The sequence below is a fragment of the Aquimarina sp. RZ0 genome (assembly GCF_008370685.1).
GTDB lineage: Bacteria > Bacteroidota > Bacteroidia > Flavobacteriales > Flavobacteriaceae > Aquimarina.
In genome coordinates, this window is sequence record NZ_VTZU01000028.1 from 43,520 (window position 1) to 59,427 (window position 15,908).

16 protein-coding genes are annotated in these 15,908 nt (G+C 35.6%); 5 read left to right on the forward strand and 11 right to left on the reverse strand.

All coding sequences use genetic code 11. The annotated features are described in order from the left end of the window. The first annotated feature begins 6 nt into the window (after window positions 1–6). Window positions 7–756 (forward strand): LytTR family DNA-binding domain-containing protein, encoded by a 750-nt coding sequence (locus tag F0000_RS12175; protein WP_149624995.1) that lies wholly within the window; start codon window positions 7–9, stop codon window positions 754–756. Between the two features lie 39 nt (window positions 757–795). On the opposite strand, the gene F0000_RS12180 is transcribed toward F0000_RS12175, so the two are convergent. Beyond that, window positions 796–1,086, reverse strand: a complete 291-nt coding sequence (locus tag F0000_RS12180) for a hypothetical protein (RefSeq protein ID WP_149624996.1) — start codon at window positions 1,084–1,086, stop codon at window positions 796–798. Between the two features lie 626 nt (window positions 1,087–1,712). Between F0000_RS12180 and F0000_RS12185 the strand changes: the two genes are divergently transcribed. From F0000_RS12185 to F0000_RS12200, 4 genes are all read left to right on the forward strand, one after another. After that, entirely contained in the window at window positions 1,713–2,150 is a 438-nt protein-coding gene (locus tag F0000_RS12185; RefSeq protein WP_149624997.1) for a hypothetical protein, read from the forward strand. A 257-nt stretch (window positions 2,151–2,407) separates the two neighbouring features. After that, window positions 2,408–3,835, forward strand: a complete 1,428-nt coding sequence (locus F0000_RS12190; RefSeq protein ID WP_149624998.1) for an IS66 family transposase — start codon at window positions 2,408–2,410, stop codon at window positions 3,833–3,835. Between the two features lie 27 nt (window positions 3,836–3,862). After that, the gene (locus F0000_RS12195) at window positions 3,863–8,077 is read left to right on the forward strand and encodes a hypothetical protein (protein ID WP_149624999.1); all 4,215 of its coding nucleotides are present in this window, start codon (window positions 3,863–3,865) and stop codon (window positions 8,075–8,077) included. A 471-nt stretch (window positions 8,078–8,548) separates the two neighbouring features. Beyond that, entirely contained in the window at window positions 8,549–9,403 is an 855-nt protein-coding gene (locus F0000_RS12200) for an AraC family transcriptional regulator (RefSeq protein ID WP_149625000.1), read from the forward strand. A gap of 25 nt (window positions 9,404–9,428) precedes the next feature. Here the strand turns inward: F0000_RS12200 and F0000_RS12205 are convergent, their stop codons facing one another. The 10 genes from F0000_RS12205 to F0000_RS12250 form a co-directional block, all read right to left on the reverse strand. Then, window positions 9,429–10,181 carry a hypothetical protein gene (locus F0000_RS12205; protein ID WP_149625001.1) on the reverse strand — a complete coding sequence of 251 codons (753 nt, stop codon included), beginning with the start codon at window positions 10,179–10,181 and terminating at the stop codon, window positions 9,429–9,431. Next, the gene (locus F0000_RS12210; RefSeq protein WP_149625002.1) at window positions 10,178–11,440 is read right to left on the reverse strand and encodes a serine hydrolase; all 1,263 of its coding nucleotides are present in this window, start codon (window positions 11,438–11,440) and stop codon (window positions 10,178–10,180) included. The genes F0000_RS12205 and F0000_RS12210 overlap by 4 nt, the downstream gene beginning before the upstream one ends. A 111-nt stretch (window positions 11,441–11,551) precedes the next feature. Then, window positions 11,552–12,397 (reverse strand): NmrA family NAD(P)-binding protein, encoded by an 846-nt coding sequence (locus F0000_RS12215; protein ID WP_149625003.1) that lies wholly within the window; start codon window positions 12,395–12,397, stop codon window positions 11,552–11,554. Between the two features lie 60 nt (window positions 12,398–12,457). Then, entirely contained in the window at window positions 12,458–12,865 is a 408-nt protein-coding gene (locus F0000_RS12220; protein ID WP_149625004.1) for a DUF5367 family protein, read from the reverse strand. Beyond that, window positions 12,852–13,157: a hypothetical protein gene (locus tag F0000_RS12225; protein WP_149625005.1), complete on the reverse strand. Its 306-nt coding sequence runs from the start codon at window positions 13,155–13,157 to the stop codon at window positions 12,852–12,854. Before F0000_RS12225 ends, F0000_RS12220 begins: the two co-directional genes overlap by 14 nt. A gap of 66 nt (window positions 13,158–13,223) precedes the next feature. Next, on the reverse strand, window positions 13,224–13,718 hold the full coding sequence (locus F0000_RS12230; protein ID WP_149625006.1) for a DUF1772 domain-containing protein: 495 nt from the start codon (window positions 13,716–13,718) through the stop codon (window positions 13,224–13,226). Beyond that, complete coding sequence (locus F0000_RS12235; RefSeq protein ID WP_149625007.1) at window positions 13,702–14,070, reverse strand: hypothetical protein; 369 nt, start codon at window positions 14,068–14,070, stop codon at window positions 13,702–13,704. The genes F0000_RS12230 and F0000_RS12235 overlap by 17 nt, the downstream gene beginning before the upstream one ends. A gap of 184 nt (window positions 14,071–14,254) precedes the next feature. Further along, window positions 14,255–14,788 carry an NADPH-dependent FMN reductase gene (locus F0000_RS12240; protein ID WP_149625008.1) on the reverse strand — a complete coding sequence of 178 codons (534 nt, stop codon included), beginning with the start codon at window positions 14,786–14,788 and terminating at the stop codon, window positions 14,255–14,257. Between the two features lie 2 nt (window positions 14,789–14,790). Further along, a complete protein-coding gene (locus F0000_RS12245) occupies window positions 14,791–15,246 on the reverse strand; it encodes a DoxX family protein (protein WP_149625009.1) in 456 nt (151 codons plus the stop codon). Window positions 15,247–15,258: 12 nt separating this feature from the next. Next, the gene (locus F0000_RS12250; RefSeq protein WP_149625010.1) at window positions 15,259–15,903 is read right to left on the reverse strand and encodes a hypothetical protein; all 645 of its coding nucleotides are present in this window, start codon (window positions 15,901–15,903) and stop codon (window positions 15,259–15,261) included. Window positions 15,904–15,908 lie beyond the last annotated feature (5 nt).

A 15,908-nucleotide genomic window follows, 5' to 3' on the forward strand; every position in this document is an offset into this window, starting at 1 on the left:
AACATTATGCTAACAGCTATTATAGTAGAAGATATGCCCGATGCACTTCAATTATTGAAAAGTGACCTGGAAACAAATCACCCAGAAATAAATATTGTTGACACCGCTCGAAGTGTAGTAGAAGCGGCAAAAGCATTAGGCAACAATGAACCAGATATCTTATTTTTGGATATTATGCTCGGTGACGGCACTGGTTTTGATGTACTGGAAATATTCCCAGAACTAAAATCTAAAATCATATTTGTTACAGCAAGTGATGAATATGCAATCAGAGCCTTTAAATTTGCAGCGATAGATTATGTTTTAAAACCATACTCTAATGAAGAATTAGCTCAGGCAATTGCAAAAGCAAAGGAACAAATACAACCGAATAGAGAAAGGTTAAATATCTTACAAGATACCTTATCTGCTCCAGAACAAAAACCTGATAAAATTTCCTTACACACCTTAGACAAAATCATTATTGTAAGTCTTGATGATATCGTGCGTTGTGAATCTGATAGTAATAATACTATTTTTTATCTGGAGGATGGGCAAAAGATTTTTGTAACCAAGACCTTAAAATATTTTGCAGATATGCTGAAAAATTATCAATTCCTACGTGTGCATCAAAGTCACTTGGTTAACATTCAATGCATCAGTGCTTTTATAAAAGCAGATGGTGGCTATCTGATGCTTAAGAATGGAGAAAATATACCAGTTTCTGTGCGTAAGAAAGTAGAAGTCATGGATATTTTAGACAGCATGCATCGCTAATAATATACACATGAGAGCTACTGAAATTTCTCTCTGTAATTAAAAATCAGTAGCTCTCATCGACATTTCCATTAAAAATACAAACCTATCCACTGGAGAAGAAGTCGCTTTTGTTTTTATAGCTTTTATAGAGAAATTAGAACCTAAATATGGCCTTCCATCAATAAAATTGAAATCTTCATTATATAATTGATTTTTTAATTGTAATAAATGTGAATCTGTTATATTAGAAAAGCAGATATATGGACAATATGTTTGTGTTTCTCTTTTACTTAGATTTGAATAACGTTTAGATATAGTTTGCGTTATTTCTTTTATTTCACTAAACAAATAAGAAGAAGGTAATTCAATGATAAAAAAACGTTCAAATGGAGATTTATACGATTTATAACTAAAAATTTCGCATATTCATCGTTTCTTTTTCCTTTCTACTTCGTTTAAAAAATAAACTGTAGCTATAGCTATACTTGATTTTTTTGCCTTGCATAAAGAAAAAATAATTCAATGAATTTATACGAATTTTTTAATCACAAATCGTATTATTAAGGGTTGTAAAATATTTACTTCTGAGTTCTTTATGAAAAGATATTCTTCCCTTTAGTTCCAAAAACCATTTATTGAAAAGTATTTTTTTATAGTTGATTCTTTCTAAAAAAATTAGTTTTGAAATTTTTCTAGAATTAATATTTCCCTCTATTGCTATTTTTCTAATTTCATTTAAAGCATTATTATAAAAATAGTACTCAGCCTCAAAAGAATCACAAGAAAAGTAAATAGACAATTTAGCTATTATAATCCGAAGCGATCAACGAATTTATTTCAATAACGATCCTAACGAAAAATGTAGGGTAGATAAATACATAGCTAGTTTATCAGAAGATGATTTTGAGCAAATTGATATCCGAAAATCCACCAAAGGAACCCTAAAGGCAAAATTCCATTATGCTAGGGTACAGGTGTCGACTACCAATCATAGATGGCTGGATTTGATATTGTTGGTTAGAAAGGATGCCGATGGAAAAACCAAATATTCCTTAACCAATATGGAAAATGATCATATCAAGGAATTAGCTCAAAAACAAGGACAAAGAATATTCGTAGAACAAATTTTTAGAGAAGGAAAAAATCTGGTAGCAATGGGAGATTATCAAATCAGAGGATGGCATGGTTTTCATAACCATATGGCAATTTGTATGATGGCTATGTTGTTGATAACTAAAATCAAACTCAAAAACAGCAACCAAAAATATACTGCCGCTACAATCAAGAAAATTGTCAATCTGTGCATAAAAACAAAAGTAGAACAACCACAACTGGCCATTAATCTAATTTTGGAACAGCACCAAAGGTATATAAATCAGCTCTTAAAGAATCAGAAAAAAACAAAAACCTAAGATGACAAAGTAGGATTAATAATAGGGTACTCGACTTTTTATTGGTCTTTATAATAAAGTTCTGGTGATAATAAACAGTTAAGGTACAACAAAATTCCAAAGCCTATCTAGTGTAAAGACTTTGTTTTGAAAAGGAAATTAAGTGCAATGGTAACTATTTAGCGCATGTCAATTTTTCATTGTTGGTTTTTATGATTCATGTCATATAGTCATTTTGATTATTTGTTTTTTTGTAGTTCTATTAGTACTTTCATGTCATGGAAAATCGTCCTAGTTATGAAGAGCTTTTAGCTCTTGTGAAATCAATGAGTACTAGAATTAAGGAAATGGAAAATCGTCCTAGTTATGAAGAGCTTTTAGCTCTTGTGAAATCAATGAGTACTAGAATTAAGGAATTGGAGGCTAAGCTTTCTAGATACGAGAACCCCAAGAATAGTGGTAATAGTAGTATTGCCCCTTCCCAAGATCCATTTAAAAAAACCAAAAGCCTTCGTAAACCCTCTAAGAAATCGCCAGGCGGACAAAAAGGTCATAAGGGTAGTAATTTGAAGATTGTTTCTCAAGTTGATCAGGTTATACTCTACGACGTTACTAGTTGTATTTGCTGTGGTAATGACTTATCTCAGGGAGTTGAGTTGTATGATTTACGTCAGGTTTTTGATATTCCTACGATCTCTATTAAAGTAACAGAGCATAGAAGAGCTAAGAAAAGATGTGGTTATTGTGGTAAACAAAATATGGGATCTTTTCCTAAAGAATTAACCCAAAAGGCACAATATGGCAGTAACCTAAAGTCGCTTTGCGTATATCTTCAAAATTATCAAATGCTTCCTTTTGCTCGCTGTGCTGAGTTTATTTATGACTTGACAGGACATCAACTATCTACAGCTAGTTTGTCAAATTTCCAAAAACAATGTTATGCGCATTTACAAAACTATGAACAACAAATAACAAAGCAATTATTACAGAATACTTTATTACACGCAGATGAAACAGGAATTCGTCTTAATGGTAAAAATACTTGGATACACGTGATCAGTAACAAAACTATAAGCTTTTTTGCACATCACTTAAAAAGAGGTAAAAAGGCTATGGATGCTATAGGAATATTAGAAAAATATAATGGAACACTCGTTCATGATCGTTTTAGCAGTTACTTCTCCTATCAATGTGAACACAGTCTATGCAATGCTCTTATATTAAGAGACCTTATATATGTAGAAGAAGCATTTGAGGCTTCTTGGGCAAAGCGAATCAGAGAACTACTAGTAAGAGCAAAAAAACATAAACAGAAAAATCCAAATCTGAAAGCATCATATTATTCAAGAATCTACAAAGAATATGTCGCTATTATAAGACCTATTATAAAATCATATGATAAAAAATTTAAGAAAACAGATGAACAACGATTAGCTTTTGCTTTAGAAAAGCATAAAGACTTGTTTCTTAAATATATCAAACAAGCTGATATCCCTTTTGACAATAATCAAGCGGAAAGAGATCTCAGAATGATAAAGGTAAAACAAAAGGTGTCAGGATGCTTTAGATCCCAAACACACGCTCAATACTTTGCAACTATAAGAGGCTATATTGCTACTGTAAAGAAAAATAAAGAAAATGTATTAGAGCAGATCAAACAAGCTTTCAATAAAAATTATTTCCTGCCTAAAATAACCGCTGAATAGTTACGTGCAATGTCAAAAAAAAATTCTATGTTAAGTAAGAGAGATGAAGACAAATTACTAAAAGAAAGAGAAGAAACTCTTGCTAAGAGAGAAATTATAGATGGCAGAATCCATGGAAACAAAAAGATAGACCGAACATTACAGGAGTCTTTTACGGTAGATATTTTTAAACAACAATCAGAGCAATCCAAACAAACTACTTTAGAAGAATACGAAAAAGATATCAACCTATGGAGAAAATCTACGAATTCCAGAACCCGTTTGGTAATTATAGAAGCCTCCGAGCAGAACATTCCGAAAATTGCAGAAGCTATTTTCAACGCTTCTCCGCTAGAACGTGTCATCACTACAGGTTTAAAACTTGGGCTTCAAAACAAATTAAAAAATGAATTAAAAAAATTATGGTCTCAAAAACTAGAATCTTCTAAGGATTATCAAAAGTTTTTTGAAAATGTTTATCAAAAAAATGGAGGAACCAAAAACTGGGAGTCTTTGTTGCAAGAACTAACAATACGTGAATTATTAGGTCCCCATGGCACCAAAGAGGATAACGATATTGACTTTGCTAAAATGAGTAAAGAGTTTCCAGAGTTTGATACCGCAACTGAGGAGGTAGTTTGCTATGGACAACAAGAGGAACTATTTGAAAAATTGGGAGACCTGGGTAGCAAGATTGACTCTGGAGTCCCTATTTTTTCCATGTACACTGAAGAGCCAAAATCCTGGGGGCTAGGCAAATGCGCTGCCAAAGATCCCGTTACGATGTTTGATGCTTTAACGGCGGGTAAATATTCACAAGAAATCATCGGTGCTAAAAACGATGAAGATTATCAACACATATTGGTAAACCCTATATACAAAGAACAGCTTCAAAATGATAATATCAGCTCTTTTATGGAGTCTAACGGTTTTAGTCATAGCAACGAAATAGAGCAAAAAGATCTGGATTATCTCAAAACCATATTATTTGATGAGGCCGTATATCCGCCAAACACAGGACCAAAAGCGATTACCAAAACTATATCCAAAGCGGGCTCTAATATTGGAGCAGGAAAAGGCGAGGTTATGAAAAAAACATTAATGAAAAATGTGTATGACAAACCTGAGTCATCGATCGTAGAGTCTGAATTTTCTGTTGGAGATATTTCTTCTGATGGAGGTAACGATATCATAACAGAAAAACTTGGTCAACGCAATATCTACAAAAAATTCTATGAAGAAAACCTAAATCATTATCTGGCACAAGGCAAAAACCCTAAAGAAGCTATACAATGGGCGATTGCACAAACTATAGACACGTATAATTATGTAGAAAAAAAGAACGCTACCGTAAAAGACTTGATTTGGGGAGAAACAGGAGCAGAAATATGGAGAGACTATGGTATTCATGAGAGTAACAAATTGCAGAATGCCAATAAAAAAGCCAATCAATCTTTGAAACCTTCTCCTTATTTATTTGGTGGCGGTGTCGCACTCTCTGCGGTTGGATTAGGCCTTACCTCTGTTGCATCTGCAGGAATAGGAATCCCTCCCGGAGTATTTATGGGATTAGGAATCACAGGCAATAGTGGATTTACACTCTCTAATGTATTAAAAGGAAACTCTTTATATCATCAGTATCGATCTAATAAAGATTATCTCGACAGAGCAAACATGGCCCTAGCACTGGCCAATGGTAAAATGTTTGACGCACAAAGAGAACGCATAGCTATTATCAATAAAAGGTTGAATAACATAAAAAATGGTATCCCAAATAAGGAAACAGAGCAAGATCAAATACCTGTTGCTACATATGCCGGTGATTTTCAAACCAGAAAGGAAGAATATAAAACTAGATTAAAAGATATTTTAGAGAAAATCGATGGTGATAATGATCTGGAGATAAAAACAATAAAAGGATCCGTTAACCAGGAAGACCTAAAATCGTTTACGATGGACCTTTACCTGGCACAGGCAAAACGTACCAAAGCAGGAAAAGAAGAAGAATACTCTAGAAACCTACAAGCTTGGAAAAATTCTATAGCCAGCAGACCTAGACTTACCATTATCGAAGCAGAAAAAGACAACCTGGCTAGTTTGGCAGATATCACAATAAACGCAAGTCCTCTAGAACGAGTATTGATTACAGGGCTGAACGATGAACTTAAGAAAACGTTTACCGAGGAAATAAAAAAAGTATGGCGGTCTAAATTACAAATGGATGCTGCCACTCTTACTCAAGAACAGCAGCAAAAATCTGATCATTACAAAAAGGAATTCATTAAACAGTTTTGCACCAAAAATACTCGTGTAAAAATAACAGATGGCGTAAAGGAAAAGTCTTCCATAATTCAAGAAGCACAAAATTATTTCTCTGAAAATAATCAAATAGATGATCAACAAAACTATATAAAAGAAGAACTACAGAAACGACAAGAAGCTGTAGACCAAAAATGGAAGGAATACTTTGAAAATAACTCTAGCAATCTTGACAACTTGGTAGAAAACCAATTAGAGGCAGCGAATCTTTCTGAACTTTTGGGGCCGCATCTACAGCAAACCGACTTGGATATTTGCCATAGAACCCTAGCCAATCGATTTGAACAGTTTGATGCAAATGTAGAAGAGGTACTATGTTATGGCCAGAGTGAGGAATTACCAAAGAGTTTGGGTAATCTTGGGCAAAATATTGGCAAAGGGGTCCCTAACATTGTTATTAAATCTCAAGCCATTGAAGCATCAGAAAACGGGTTATGGAAAGGACAAGCCAATGATCCTAAAACTTTTTTAAAGGAAATCACCAAAGGAAAATCGGCAGAAGCCTTATTTGATCCACAAAAAGACGGAACTTATAAGAATATTATCTTATGCCCAAGCCTCCAAAAACTATTTGATCAAAAAGAAATTACTGAAGGAATGCCGCAAGAGGATCTTGATTTTTTTAAGAAAATATTTATAGAGGAAGCATTATATCCCGCAGAAACCAGTCCCGAAGCTATTACCAAAACTATTTCTAAAGCTTCTTCTAAACTTTCGGCTATTGCAGGACAAGATGTAGCCAAAGATCTAAAGTGGAGTATGATAGGTCTTCCTAAATCTACTGCAACCGAAGTAGATTATGCTATTATGAGCATGGTAAAAGATGGTGGAAATGACTTGATTAAAGAGCAACTAGACAAAAAAAACACCTATAAACAATTTTATGAGAACCTTAGAACTACTTTGATAGACCAATACCAATATGCACCAGAGCTTGCTACCCAAAAAGCTTTTGCACAAATGGCTGCACTTTATCAAAAAAATGAAAAGGAAAATCCAGAAATACAACGTCTGGCAAAAGGAGATGAACAACACTCTGGGGCAGAACAATGGAGAGAACTAGGACTAAAATACACCAACAAAACCCAAAAGACTACCCAACGGGGATTAAAATGGGCGAATATTTCTGGTGGTGCTAATGTAGCAGGTATAGGCTTACAAATTGCAGGTGTCCCGATGATGTTTGTTCCAGGTATAGGTCAAGGGGTTTGGTTAGGGTTAGGGATTACTGGTGCGGCGCTTCAAGTAGGGGCAATAGGATCTTTATATCGATCTACCCAACATATGAAAAAAGCAAACGGCACATTACTCCCTATTGCAAACTTTGCCTATGCCGAAGCTAATGAAAAAATGTTTCAAGCACACCAAATAAGAGAAGCTTGCACAGAAAGTTATCTTAAAAGTATTAATCAACAACTAAAAACACGCGGTTCGATTATACAAAAGCCTACCTTGCATACAAAACAAAATATTGAAAAAAAGGTTAACAAAGGTAAAACGCCCCGAGAATGGAAACATATAAAAGGTGCCAGAAACCCTAATATTGGAGGAAATAGAATTTTAGTAGAAAGACCTGTACCTTACCATTCGTCACAACCCAGTAATAAAAAGTCTATTGATGCCCCTTCTAATCGATCAAAAGACCCTATTCCTTCTGTATTCAAAAAATTAAAGAAAAAAAGCATTTCAGTTGATAATCCTAAATCAGAAAAAAGAGGGAAATTTCATTCTAGAGAACCAAGATTAGTATGGACCCAGATCGAAGGTGTAAAAAGTCCTAATGGTAATCCATTAATTGCTTTAGAACAAGCTGGCCGATACCTTAATCACTCGCCAAACATATCGTTTGATTACAGCTCTAAAGACAAGAGAACATCCACAACAAACAATACACCGGTGAAAAATAAACTTAAAAAGCTTTTAAAAAAATTAAAGAGACAATAAGTTCGATTATTTACTTGATAAATAACAGCTAGGATTCTGGAGACAATTCGACTGTAAATTCCTATGAAGTTGACCCAGGTATTCCTCTTTACATTGAGCATAGCAAAACAGTTCCCGCCAGCCTTTATCATCATTTTAAAAGAATCGGTTCCTTATATGGAACCAATACCTAAAAAAATATAAGCGATATCTGTCCAACATTAATAGTACTTTTGTTGTTAATTTTTTGATAGCAATGCAGCAAAGAAAATCTTGGGACACAGCAGTAAAACATCTTACGCGATCCGGAGTCACATATGATATGTTAACTCCTGAACAAATTAAATTTTCCTGAAATAAAGAGCAACGAAATGAAAGGGAATGTGCTGAACGGCATTGTATCTCGGTTTTTATAGAAGAACCTGCCGAACCTAAAACTGGAGAGACAGTGTATGAGAAAACGTCAAAATTTCTTAAATTAACATTCGAAAAATGACCCGTGATTTTATCCATATCAATGACTTTGTAATTTTAGTTGAAGAAGCAAATGCAACTAAGGTAGAAGTAGATGCGTGTTATTTTGATGAGCCCATTGTAGCTGTGGCTTTTTACGGTTCTGGCAATGTAGATTTAGCGGTTAAATACGGTGAAAAACGAAAAGACTTTCATTACACCAAAGGACTTTCCTTTGCTTTTTATGCAGATGAAAAAGTAGAGTTTGAACATACCGTTAGCCCAGAAAAGAGCCTTAAATGTATCGTTGTGGCTACCAAGATGAGTAAACTTGAAGAACTCCCGAATCAAGAAGGCGAATTGTTCTCTGACTTGCTGAATGAATTAGTCAATCCTAAAGACCATTACGTAGAAGGGCCAAGTTTTTTTATGACGCCAGAGATGGAACACATCGTGGACGCTTTTTTCTCAAACACCTATTCAGGAAAAACCAAAATGATGTTTTGCAGAAGTCAGATTACTGCTTTACTATCGCATTTCTTTGGTCAGCTTGCATTGAAACAGGAAGAAGCGTCAAAACCACTGCACAGAGAGCAACTGAATAAAGCAAAAGATATTCTCTTGGAAAATTTAGAGAATCCGCCATCACTTTCAGAACTTTCCAAAGCTATCGGGTTTAATACAACCCGACTCAAGAAAGAATTTAAAGCTATTTTTGGCGTTCCTGTCTTTAAATATCTTCAAAATGAACGGCTAACTTCTGCCCACAAACTTATCAGTGAAAATGAAGCTACTGTTCAAGAAGCAGCGTGGCAGGTAGGTTATGATAGTCTTAGCTCATTTTCTAACGCTTTCGCGAAAAAGTTTGGCTATCGCCCAAGCCAGATTAAGTAATCCAAAAATTCACTGAAATTCTTTTCTAGTCCATCGGTAAAAATGCGAGACTCAAAAAGAAAATGTTGGTTGTCATATGTACCAAAAGTGGATATTGAAAACCAAAGGCAACCCTTGTGTATCCTGCAATAGTTGCGCTGAATAGTTGTGGAAGTGTTAGAATAGGCATCCACAAAAGGTTGACTAAACTTAACTCAAAATTAAAAATGTGTAACCAAGCAAAACTTAGGCAAGACAAGTAGTATATCACTCTAAAATTCTTCTCCCAAAATTGCCGTAACACTAAACAAATGTTCTTTTTTCTGCAAACGGCATACGTAATTAGGACTATTATAACAGCGGTTATTACTCTATACCATAATGAGTCATCTATAAGCGATAATCTACTTTTAAAGACTGCCTTAGTTAGAATGTAATATGAAAATCCTCCGGTGGTTAAGGCAAGATATATTGGATTAAATTTTAGTGACAGTCTAAAGGTAATCTCTTCAAATAGTGGTAATACAACCCCACCAACCACCAATAGAAGTATAGGAGAAAAACGCTCTGCCATATTTGTTGAAGTCAGATTCTCAGGGTCATAAATGAACTGTAGTAATGATGCTACTACTACTGAGAAAACTACCTTGATTAAAAAGAGCCCGATGGTGTCATAGACTTTACTTCTCGTACTTTTTTGCAGCCCTGTATTATAGACAGGGGATTTAATAAAAGCACTTAAGTCCTTTATCAAAGACCAATAATATTTAGGCTTGATGAGTGGATACGATATCATCATTTTTTAGTTTTTTTAAGAATGAAAGCGATAGATATGACCAAAACCAAAATGATGACCACGCCAATAATCATAATTTGAATCATCTTTCCCAGTTGCCTTTTAAAGAGAAGTGCATCTACTTTACCTGTGTGGATATACACCCAATCGCTCGCTATTCTTGTGGCAAAATCAGCGCTTCCTGTTGTTAAAAGAATAATGCCATCTTTTGTTACAGGATTGTATCGAAAAGCCGTGTTAATAGGTGGATTGTTCTTTCCGTCGTGACCTATGATAAAGTTTTGGTTGTCTATTTCGGTATATAAAAAGGTGCCTAACCCATAAATGGGAGCTCCAAGTGTTTCTGCTTCCGCCTGCCACATCATTTTTTGAAAATCAGTTGATAATGGTTTTTGATTAGTATGGTCTTTATCAAATAAATAAAAGAGCTTTTCTAAGTCTGCCAAAGTGGTGTAAAGCGCACTTGCTGCCTGTGCTGTATAATAGCGATGTCTTGCTTTTGAACCATCTGAATTGTAGAAATCTGCTACGCTTTCGCGAAAGCGTTCATCCCATTCATAAAAGGACGATATCATTTGTAATGGCTCAAAAATTTCAGTTTTCATATAGGCATCGAAAGATTGCCCACTTACTTCTTCAACAATAAGTTGCAAAAGGGTGAAACCACCACCTGAGTATCGCCACTCAATTCCTGGCTCGATACCAACGACCGTTCTACCATCACTACCTGAGTCTGCATCTTTCGCTTTGGTTAAGGATGCTTCTAAAGTTTGAACATCTTCTGTATTTTCAAAACCCGCATAACCGAGACCATCGGTTAATCCTGCGGTATGACTTAACAAATATCTTACTGTTACTTTTGAATTGTCAAAGTCACTTTTTGGTAAGTGCCATCTGGTCAGGTATTGGTTTATTGGAACATCTAAATCTAATCTTCCATCTTGTACAAGTTTCATCACGCCAATGGCAGAAACAAACTTAGATAATGATGCCACTTGAAAAACGGTATTTCTATCTACAGTCTTACCATTCGAGTGAAAAGACTCTGCTGTAAGTTTTCCATTTTTAAAAACTCCCAAAGCCATATTACCAATAAACTCATTTTGTAACTCCTCTTGTACAGAGGAAATAAACTCATTAGGTGCTTTTTCCTGTGTAAATGGTGTATACCACCACCCTCTATCAGTACCAAAGGAAATTATTGTTGCATACACTGCAATCAATACAATTGCACATACCGTATATTTTAAAAATCGTTTCATAGGCCGAGTTTTGAAAAGGATATTTTATCTATAGAAGTAAATTCTAAAGTGAAACAAGACATTAAAAGGCCCTGAAAACTCGTCGCGTTTTACAGAGCCTTTGCTTACTAATTAGTTGGTTTGAGGTACTGCTACATTCCAAGCACCTGTAGCTGCCACTTTTGCAGCATACTCAGTAAAGTCGATAGCTTTTCTACCCAACACTTTTTCAACGTCATAAGAAATCTCTTGGTTATCTGGATTTCCTAACACTTCTTTAAATAAGTAACCGAAGAGCCAAACATAAGAATCTGGCAATCCCGCTTTTCTCATCCCATCCTTAAATTCTTCAATAGAAATAGGCACATACTGTAGCTCTCTGTTGCTAGCTTTCGCCATAATCCCAACAACTTCTTCAAAAGTCCTCATTTCTGGACCCGTTACGGTAATAGTTTGGCCGTTGTAAGCGTCATCCACTAATACCTTAGAGACTACATCTGCGATGTCATTGGCATCTACAAAGGGAATTCTAGCTTCTGGCATAGGTAGTGCTACAACACCATCTAATACAAAGTCTATAAAAGCACCTTCACTAAAATTCTGGTTGAACCAAGATGCTCGAACCAAGGTGTAGTCTAAGCCAGAATTTGCTACAATTTGTTCGCAGGCTTCCGCCTCAGTTTCTCCTTTACCCGATAACAATACTACTTTTTGTAGTCCAGCTTTTTTAGCCTTTTCGGTTAAGGTGGTTATGGCCTCTTTCGAGCCTGGCACAGCCAAGTCTGGATAGTACACGATATAGGCTCTATCCATACCCTCTAATACGGCGTCATACGTTTCTGGGTTTTCCCAATCTAAAGCGGGAGTAGTGCTATGGCCAACAGCTCGAACGTTGTATCCAGCTTCCTTTAAATTTTTCACTACTCGGCGACCAGTTTTTCCCGTTCCTCCGATGACTACGATGTTTTCAGTTTTCATTTTTATTTGTTTTTAAATTGATAAATAATTGTGCTTCAACTCTTGAAGTCTTTTTTGATTCTATTTTTGAAAATTTGATATGGTTCTTTTGGTATAGACTTTAGTAAACCAATAGAGTGTAGCGATGGCTATAAACTCAAGACCTATTAGCCAAAAGCCCAAGTCTGTAAAAAATTCGTAATGAGAACCTCCGTATGGAATAATAAAAAGAGGTACTGTTATCAATGCATCCAGAATGGCCGCAATCAAAAAGAATGTTAGTCCAACCCTGTATCCTTGGGTATGATTTTCCTTCTCATAATACCGCTTTGCTCCAAGCCACGCCAATGGTATTACTGCAATGAATAACGCAGTGTTTGCTTGTTCTGCTGGGTTTTCTAAGACGGGGATGAAAAACGATATATTGTATACGCTCACCCCAATAATCCAGATAATAATTCCAATACTGATAGCTCTAAAATATTTCATAACTGTTCGTTTTTGATTGATTGTAAAATGAAAGCGGTCTTACTTGACCTATATGCGCAAATTGCTCACTTGCCAAATAATGAAGTTCCTTATGAAAGAGTTCATTTCGTTTTAGGAAACGAATCACCTTCTCTTTGGTTGAATGGCTACTGTGTAATCTTAAAACCTTATCATTATCCTCTAGGTCAAAATTCCATTGACCAGTACCAACGATAACATCCAAATGGGGTCGGATAGCTAGAAGCTGTATCTCCTGTACATATGTTGCTAGTAAATGAAAATTGGTATTCATAATTCTTTTGTTTTGCGGTTATCTAATTGCTTAAACTTGGCTGATTACGCTTTTGCGAAAGTGTCTTTATTTTGAATGAATTAATCCTATAAGCAATAGTGCAAAGGATGTGAAAGAAGCAATGGTACGCTGAATATGCCAACGATTCCAAGGCTGCTCAAATTTGGTTCGTAGTTCCTTAAGCTCAATAGTCGAAAGGTTTTCAAGAACCGTTTTATCTAACAGTTCGTTAAGCGGTACATTTTTGAAAACCGTTATCAACCCTATTCCAATGAGGAATAGAATTGCCGCGAGCATAAATGACCAAAATGTCGTGGGATGTGCATTACGATGCAAATAGGCATTGATGAATAGCAGTATTACTGGTCCAAAAAAGGTGATGAGAAAACTGCGGTTAATGATGGCACGGTTCATTGCCTGAAATGACTGTAAGAAACCTAAATCATCCAGTCTGCCGATTCCCGGAGTTACTGCGTTAGACCAAGTAAAACATAATCCTGCGGTGAGTCCAGTAAATAAGATGCCTAGTATCAATATGATGATTTTAAAGTTGATTTCCATTTTCATTATTTTTTATGGATGATATCCAGGTTAATAAATCTTGATACTCTTCGCTGGTGAGTTTTATTTTCTTGCCTTTTGGCATTCGCTTTTTAATGAACACCTGCTTGTATACATAATTTGACCAGCCATTCATATTATCTTCAGTGAAGACACGTCTACGATTGCGTTTCTCGTGACAGACATTGCATTTGTTTGTAAGAACCGTAAACGCTCTTTCCTCTATCGGGTCTTCTTTAGATAGACCTGCATACGCTAGACCTTCATATCCATCAGATGATGCCTGAGGGTCATTTTGCCCTGTCATAGTTGCTAGACAGATGGCGATAATTAATTTCACTAATGTGGTCATTGTTAAAAGGTTGATTGTTAATTATGGTACAAAGTTGCGTAGATATACTCCCCATCATTTATTCGAGCGGAAATATGATTTGTTCGAAAAGTGCATTGTGCAAATCGAAGATTAACTATCTGGATTTCTATTTATTAACTTGATGTAGTTTATCAAGGAATTTCCAGAGTTGTGTTCCGTTATCTTAGCCCAATTTTTTAGAAAATGCCACTGCTTTATCTGCCAATTCTTTTCTATAGTGCTCTTCTACAATTCCACCATCCTTAAATTTGTCATAAAAAGATGGCAACGAATATGTTTCTATGATTCGTGCTCCCAGAAATGGAAAAGAAGCATTTGCCGCTTGTAGTACAGTTTCGCCGCCCCTTCCTCCGGGGGAAGTTGCCATAAGTAGCATAGGTTTCTCCTTCCAAATTTTCATATCTAAACGTGATAACCAGTCTAAGGTATTTTTAAATACTGCGGCATAGGAACCATTATGTTCTGCTAAAGAGATAATAAATGCATCTGCCGTATTGATGATTTCATCTAGTCTCTTGACGGCTGTGGGGATGCCATTCTCTGCTTCAAAGTCCTCTCCATAGATGGGAAGTACATAATCATTTAAATCAATGGTCAAGATTTCCACATCCTTCAGAAGCGTGACAGTGTACTCTATGAGCATTTTGTTGATGGATTTTTGACTGTTGCTACCTGCAATTGTGATTACTTTTTTCATAATTATTTATTTTTTAAGATTATAGAATCAATTGACCATTTTCCGCTTCCATTTAATAACACACTCAATGCAAGACCAATTATTAAAAGAGAATATTCGTAACCTTCACCTGCTTGGTTACCATACCAGTTCATAAAAAATCCGTGTTCTAACTGCGTAGTAATTATGATGCCAGTAAACATACCTGCAAGAGACATTGCCCAAAACCTTGAAAAGAGTCCAAGAACCAATGAAATAGAGCCAAAAAACTCAATCATAATCACTGAGAATGCTACAATACTAGGCAAACCCATTTGGGTAGTCAACGACTCCATCGTACCGGAATAACCATATCCACCGAAGAGTCCTAATGACTTTTGCGCGCCGTGCGGAAATATGACTAATCCTAGCGTTAAACGTGCAATACTAAACCCCAAATTAGGGTGTGTCGTAATTAATTTTTTGAATAGATTTTTCATAATATGTATGGTTTAAAATGTTTTACGGTAATACAATCCGAAAGAGGATTTTTGAATAGGTTTATGTCCGTATTGGTCAAAATCTGCCCCAAATCCAAATTGATGTCCTTTGTAGGATAGACCTAAACGTAATTGTTGGAAGCTTCTGGAATGCGATTTGAACTTATCCCAAACAGTTAGAAACTGTCCATTCAACCACAGTGAAATAGTTGCGGTTAGTGGTTTGCTTAATTGAAATTGGGCAAATATTTCGGCTTGACTAGCCTGTTTCTTTTCTGAATATGCTACAGTTGGAATAACAATAAATAGAGCGCTGGAATTCTTTAAGGTGAACTGAGCTGATAGTCTTTCTGAAAACCCTCCGAAACTATTATAGTATAGGGAAGGTCCGACGGATATAGTCTCATTAAAATTCCAGAATAATGTAGGTTGTACGCCTACGTCATCAAAGACTTGATTTTCTTTTTTTCTAAATTTCTGAAAGAAAGCTAGGGTGGTTATGCTTAAGGTGTTGCTGTCATTAACTGAATAGCTAGACAGCAGTGTGAAGTCGGTCTTATCAAAACCTGAAAAGAGTTCTAGTTGGGTAAATTGAGCTTGTAACGTACTTACAAAACCAATTATAAAGACTGTTGATATGAGTTTTACTTTTTTCACACTTC

Excerpts from the sequence above, each read along its gene's own strand:
- F0000_RS12175 (WP_149624995.1), top strand. The coding sequence starts at position 7 with ATGCTAACAGCTATTATAGTAGAAGATATGCCCGATGCACTTCAATTA.
- F0000_RS12190 (WP_149624998.1), top strand. The coding sequence starts at position 2,408 with ATGGAAAATCGTCCTAGTTATGAAGAGCTTTTAGCTCTTGTGAAATCA.
- F0000_RS12195 (WP_149624999.1), top strand. The coding sequence starts at position 3,863 with ATGTTAAGTAAGAGAGATGAAGACAAATTACTAAAAGAAAGAGAAGAA.
- F0000_RS12200 (WP_149625000.1), top strand. The coding sequence starts at position 8,549 with ATGACCCGTGATTTTATCCATATCAATGACTTTGTAATTTTAGTTGAA.
- F0000_RS12205 (WP_149625001.1), bottom strand. The coding sequence starts at position 10,181 with ATGATGATATCGTATCCACTCATCAAGCCTAAATATTATTGGTCTTTG.
- F0000_RS12210 (WP_149625002.1), bottom strand. The coding sequence starts at position 11,440 with ATGAAACGATTTTTAAAATATACGGTATGTGCAATTGTATTGATTGCA.
- F0000_RS12215 (WP_149625003.1), bottom strand. The coding sequence starts at position 12,397 with ATGAAAACTGAAAACATCGTAGTCATCGGAGGAACGGGAAAAACTGGT.
- F0000_RS12220 (WP_149625004.1), bottom strand. The coding sequence starts at position 12,865 with ATGAAATATTTTAGAGCTATCAGTATTGGAATTATTATCTGGATTATT.
- F0000_RS12225 (WP_149625005.1), bottom strand. The coding sequence starts at position 13,157 with ATGAATACCAATTTTCATTTACTAGCAACATATGTACAGGAGATACAG.
- F0000_RS12230 (WP_149625006.1), bottom strand. The coding sequence starts at position 13,718 with ATGGAAATCAACTTTAAAATCATCATATTGATACTAGGCATCTTATTT.
- F0000_RS12235 (WP_149625007.1), bottom strand. The coding sequence starts at position 14,070 with ATGACCACATTAGTGAAATTAATTATCGCCATCTGTCTAGCAACTATG.
- F0000_RS12240 (WP_149625008.1), bottom strand. The coding sequence starts at position 14,788 with ATGAAAAAAGTAATCACAATTGCAGGTAGCAACAGTCAAAAATCCATC.
- F0000_RS12245 (WP_149625009.1), bottom strand. The coding sequence starts at position 15,246 with ATGAAAAATCTATTCAAAAAATTAATTACGACACACCCTAATTTGGGG.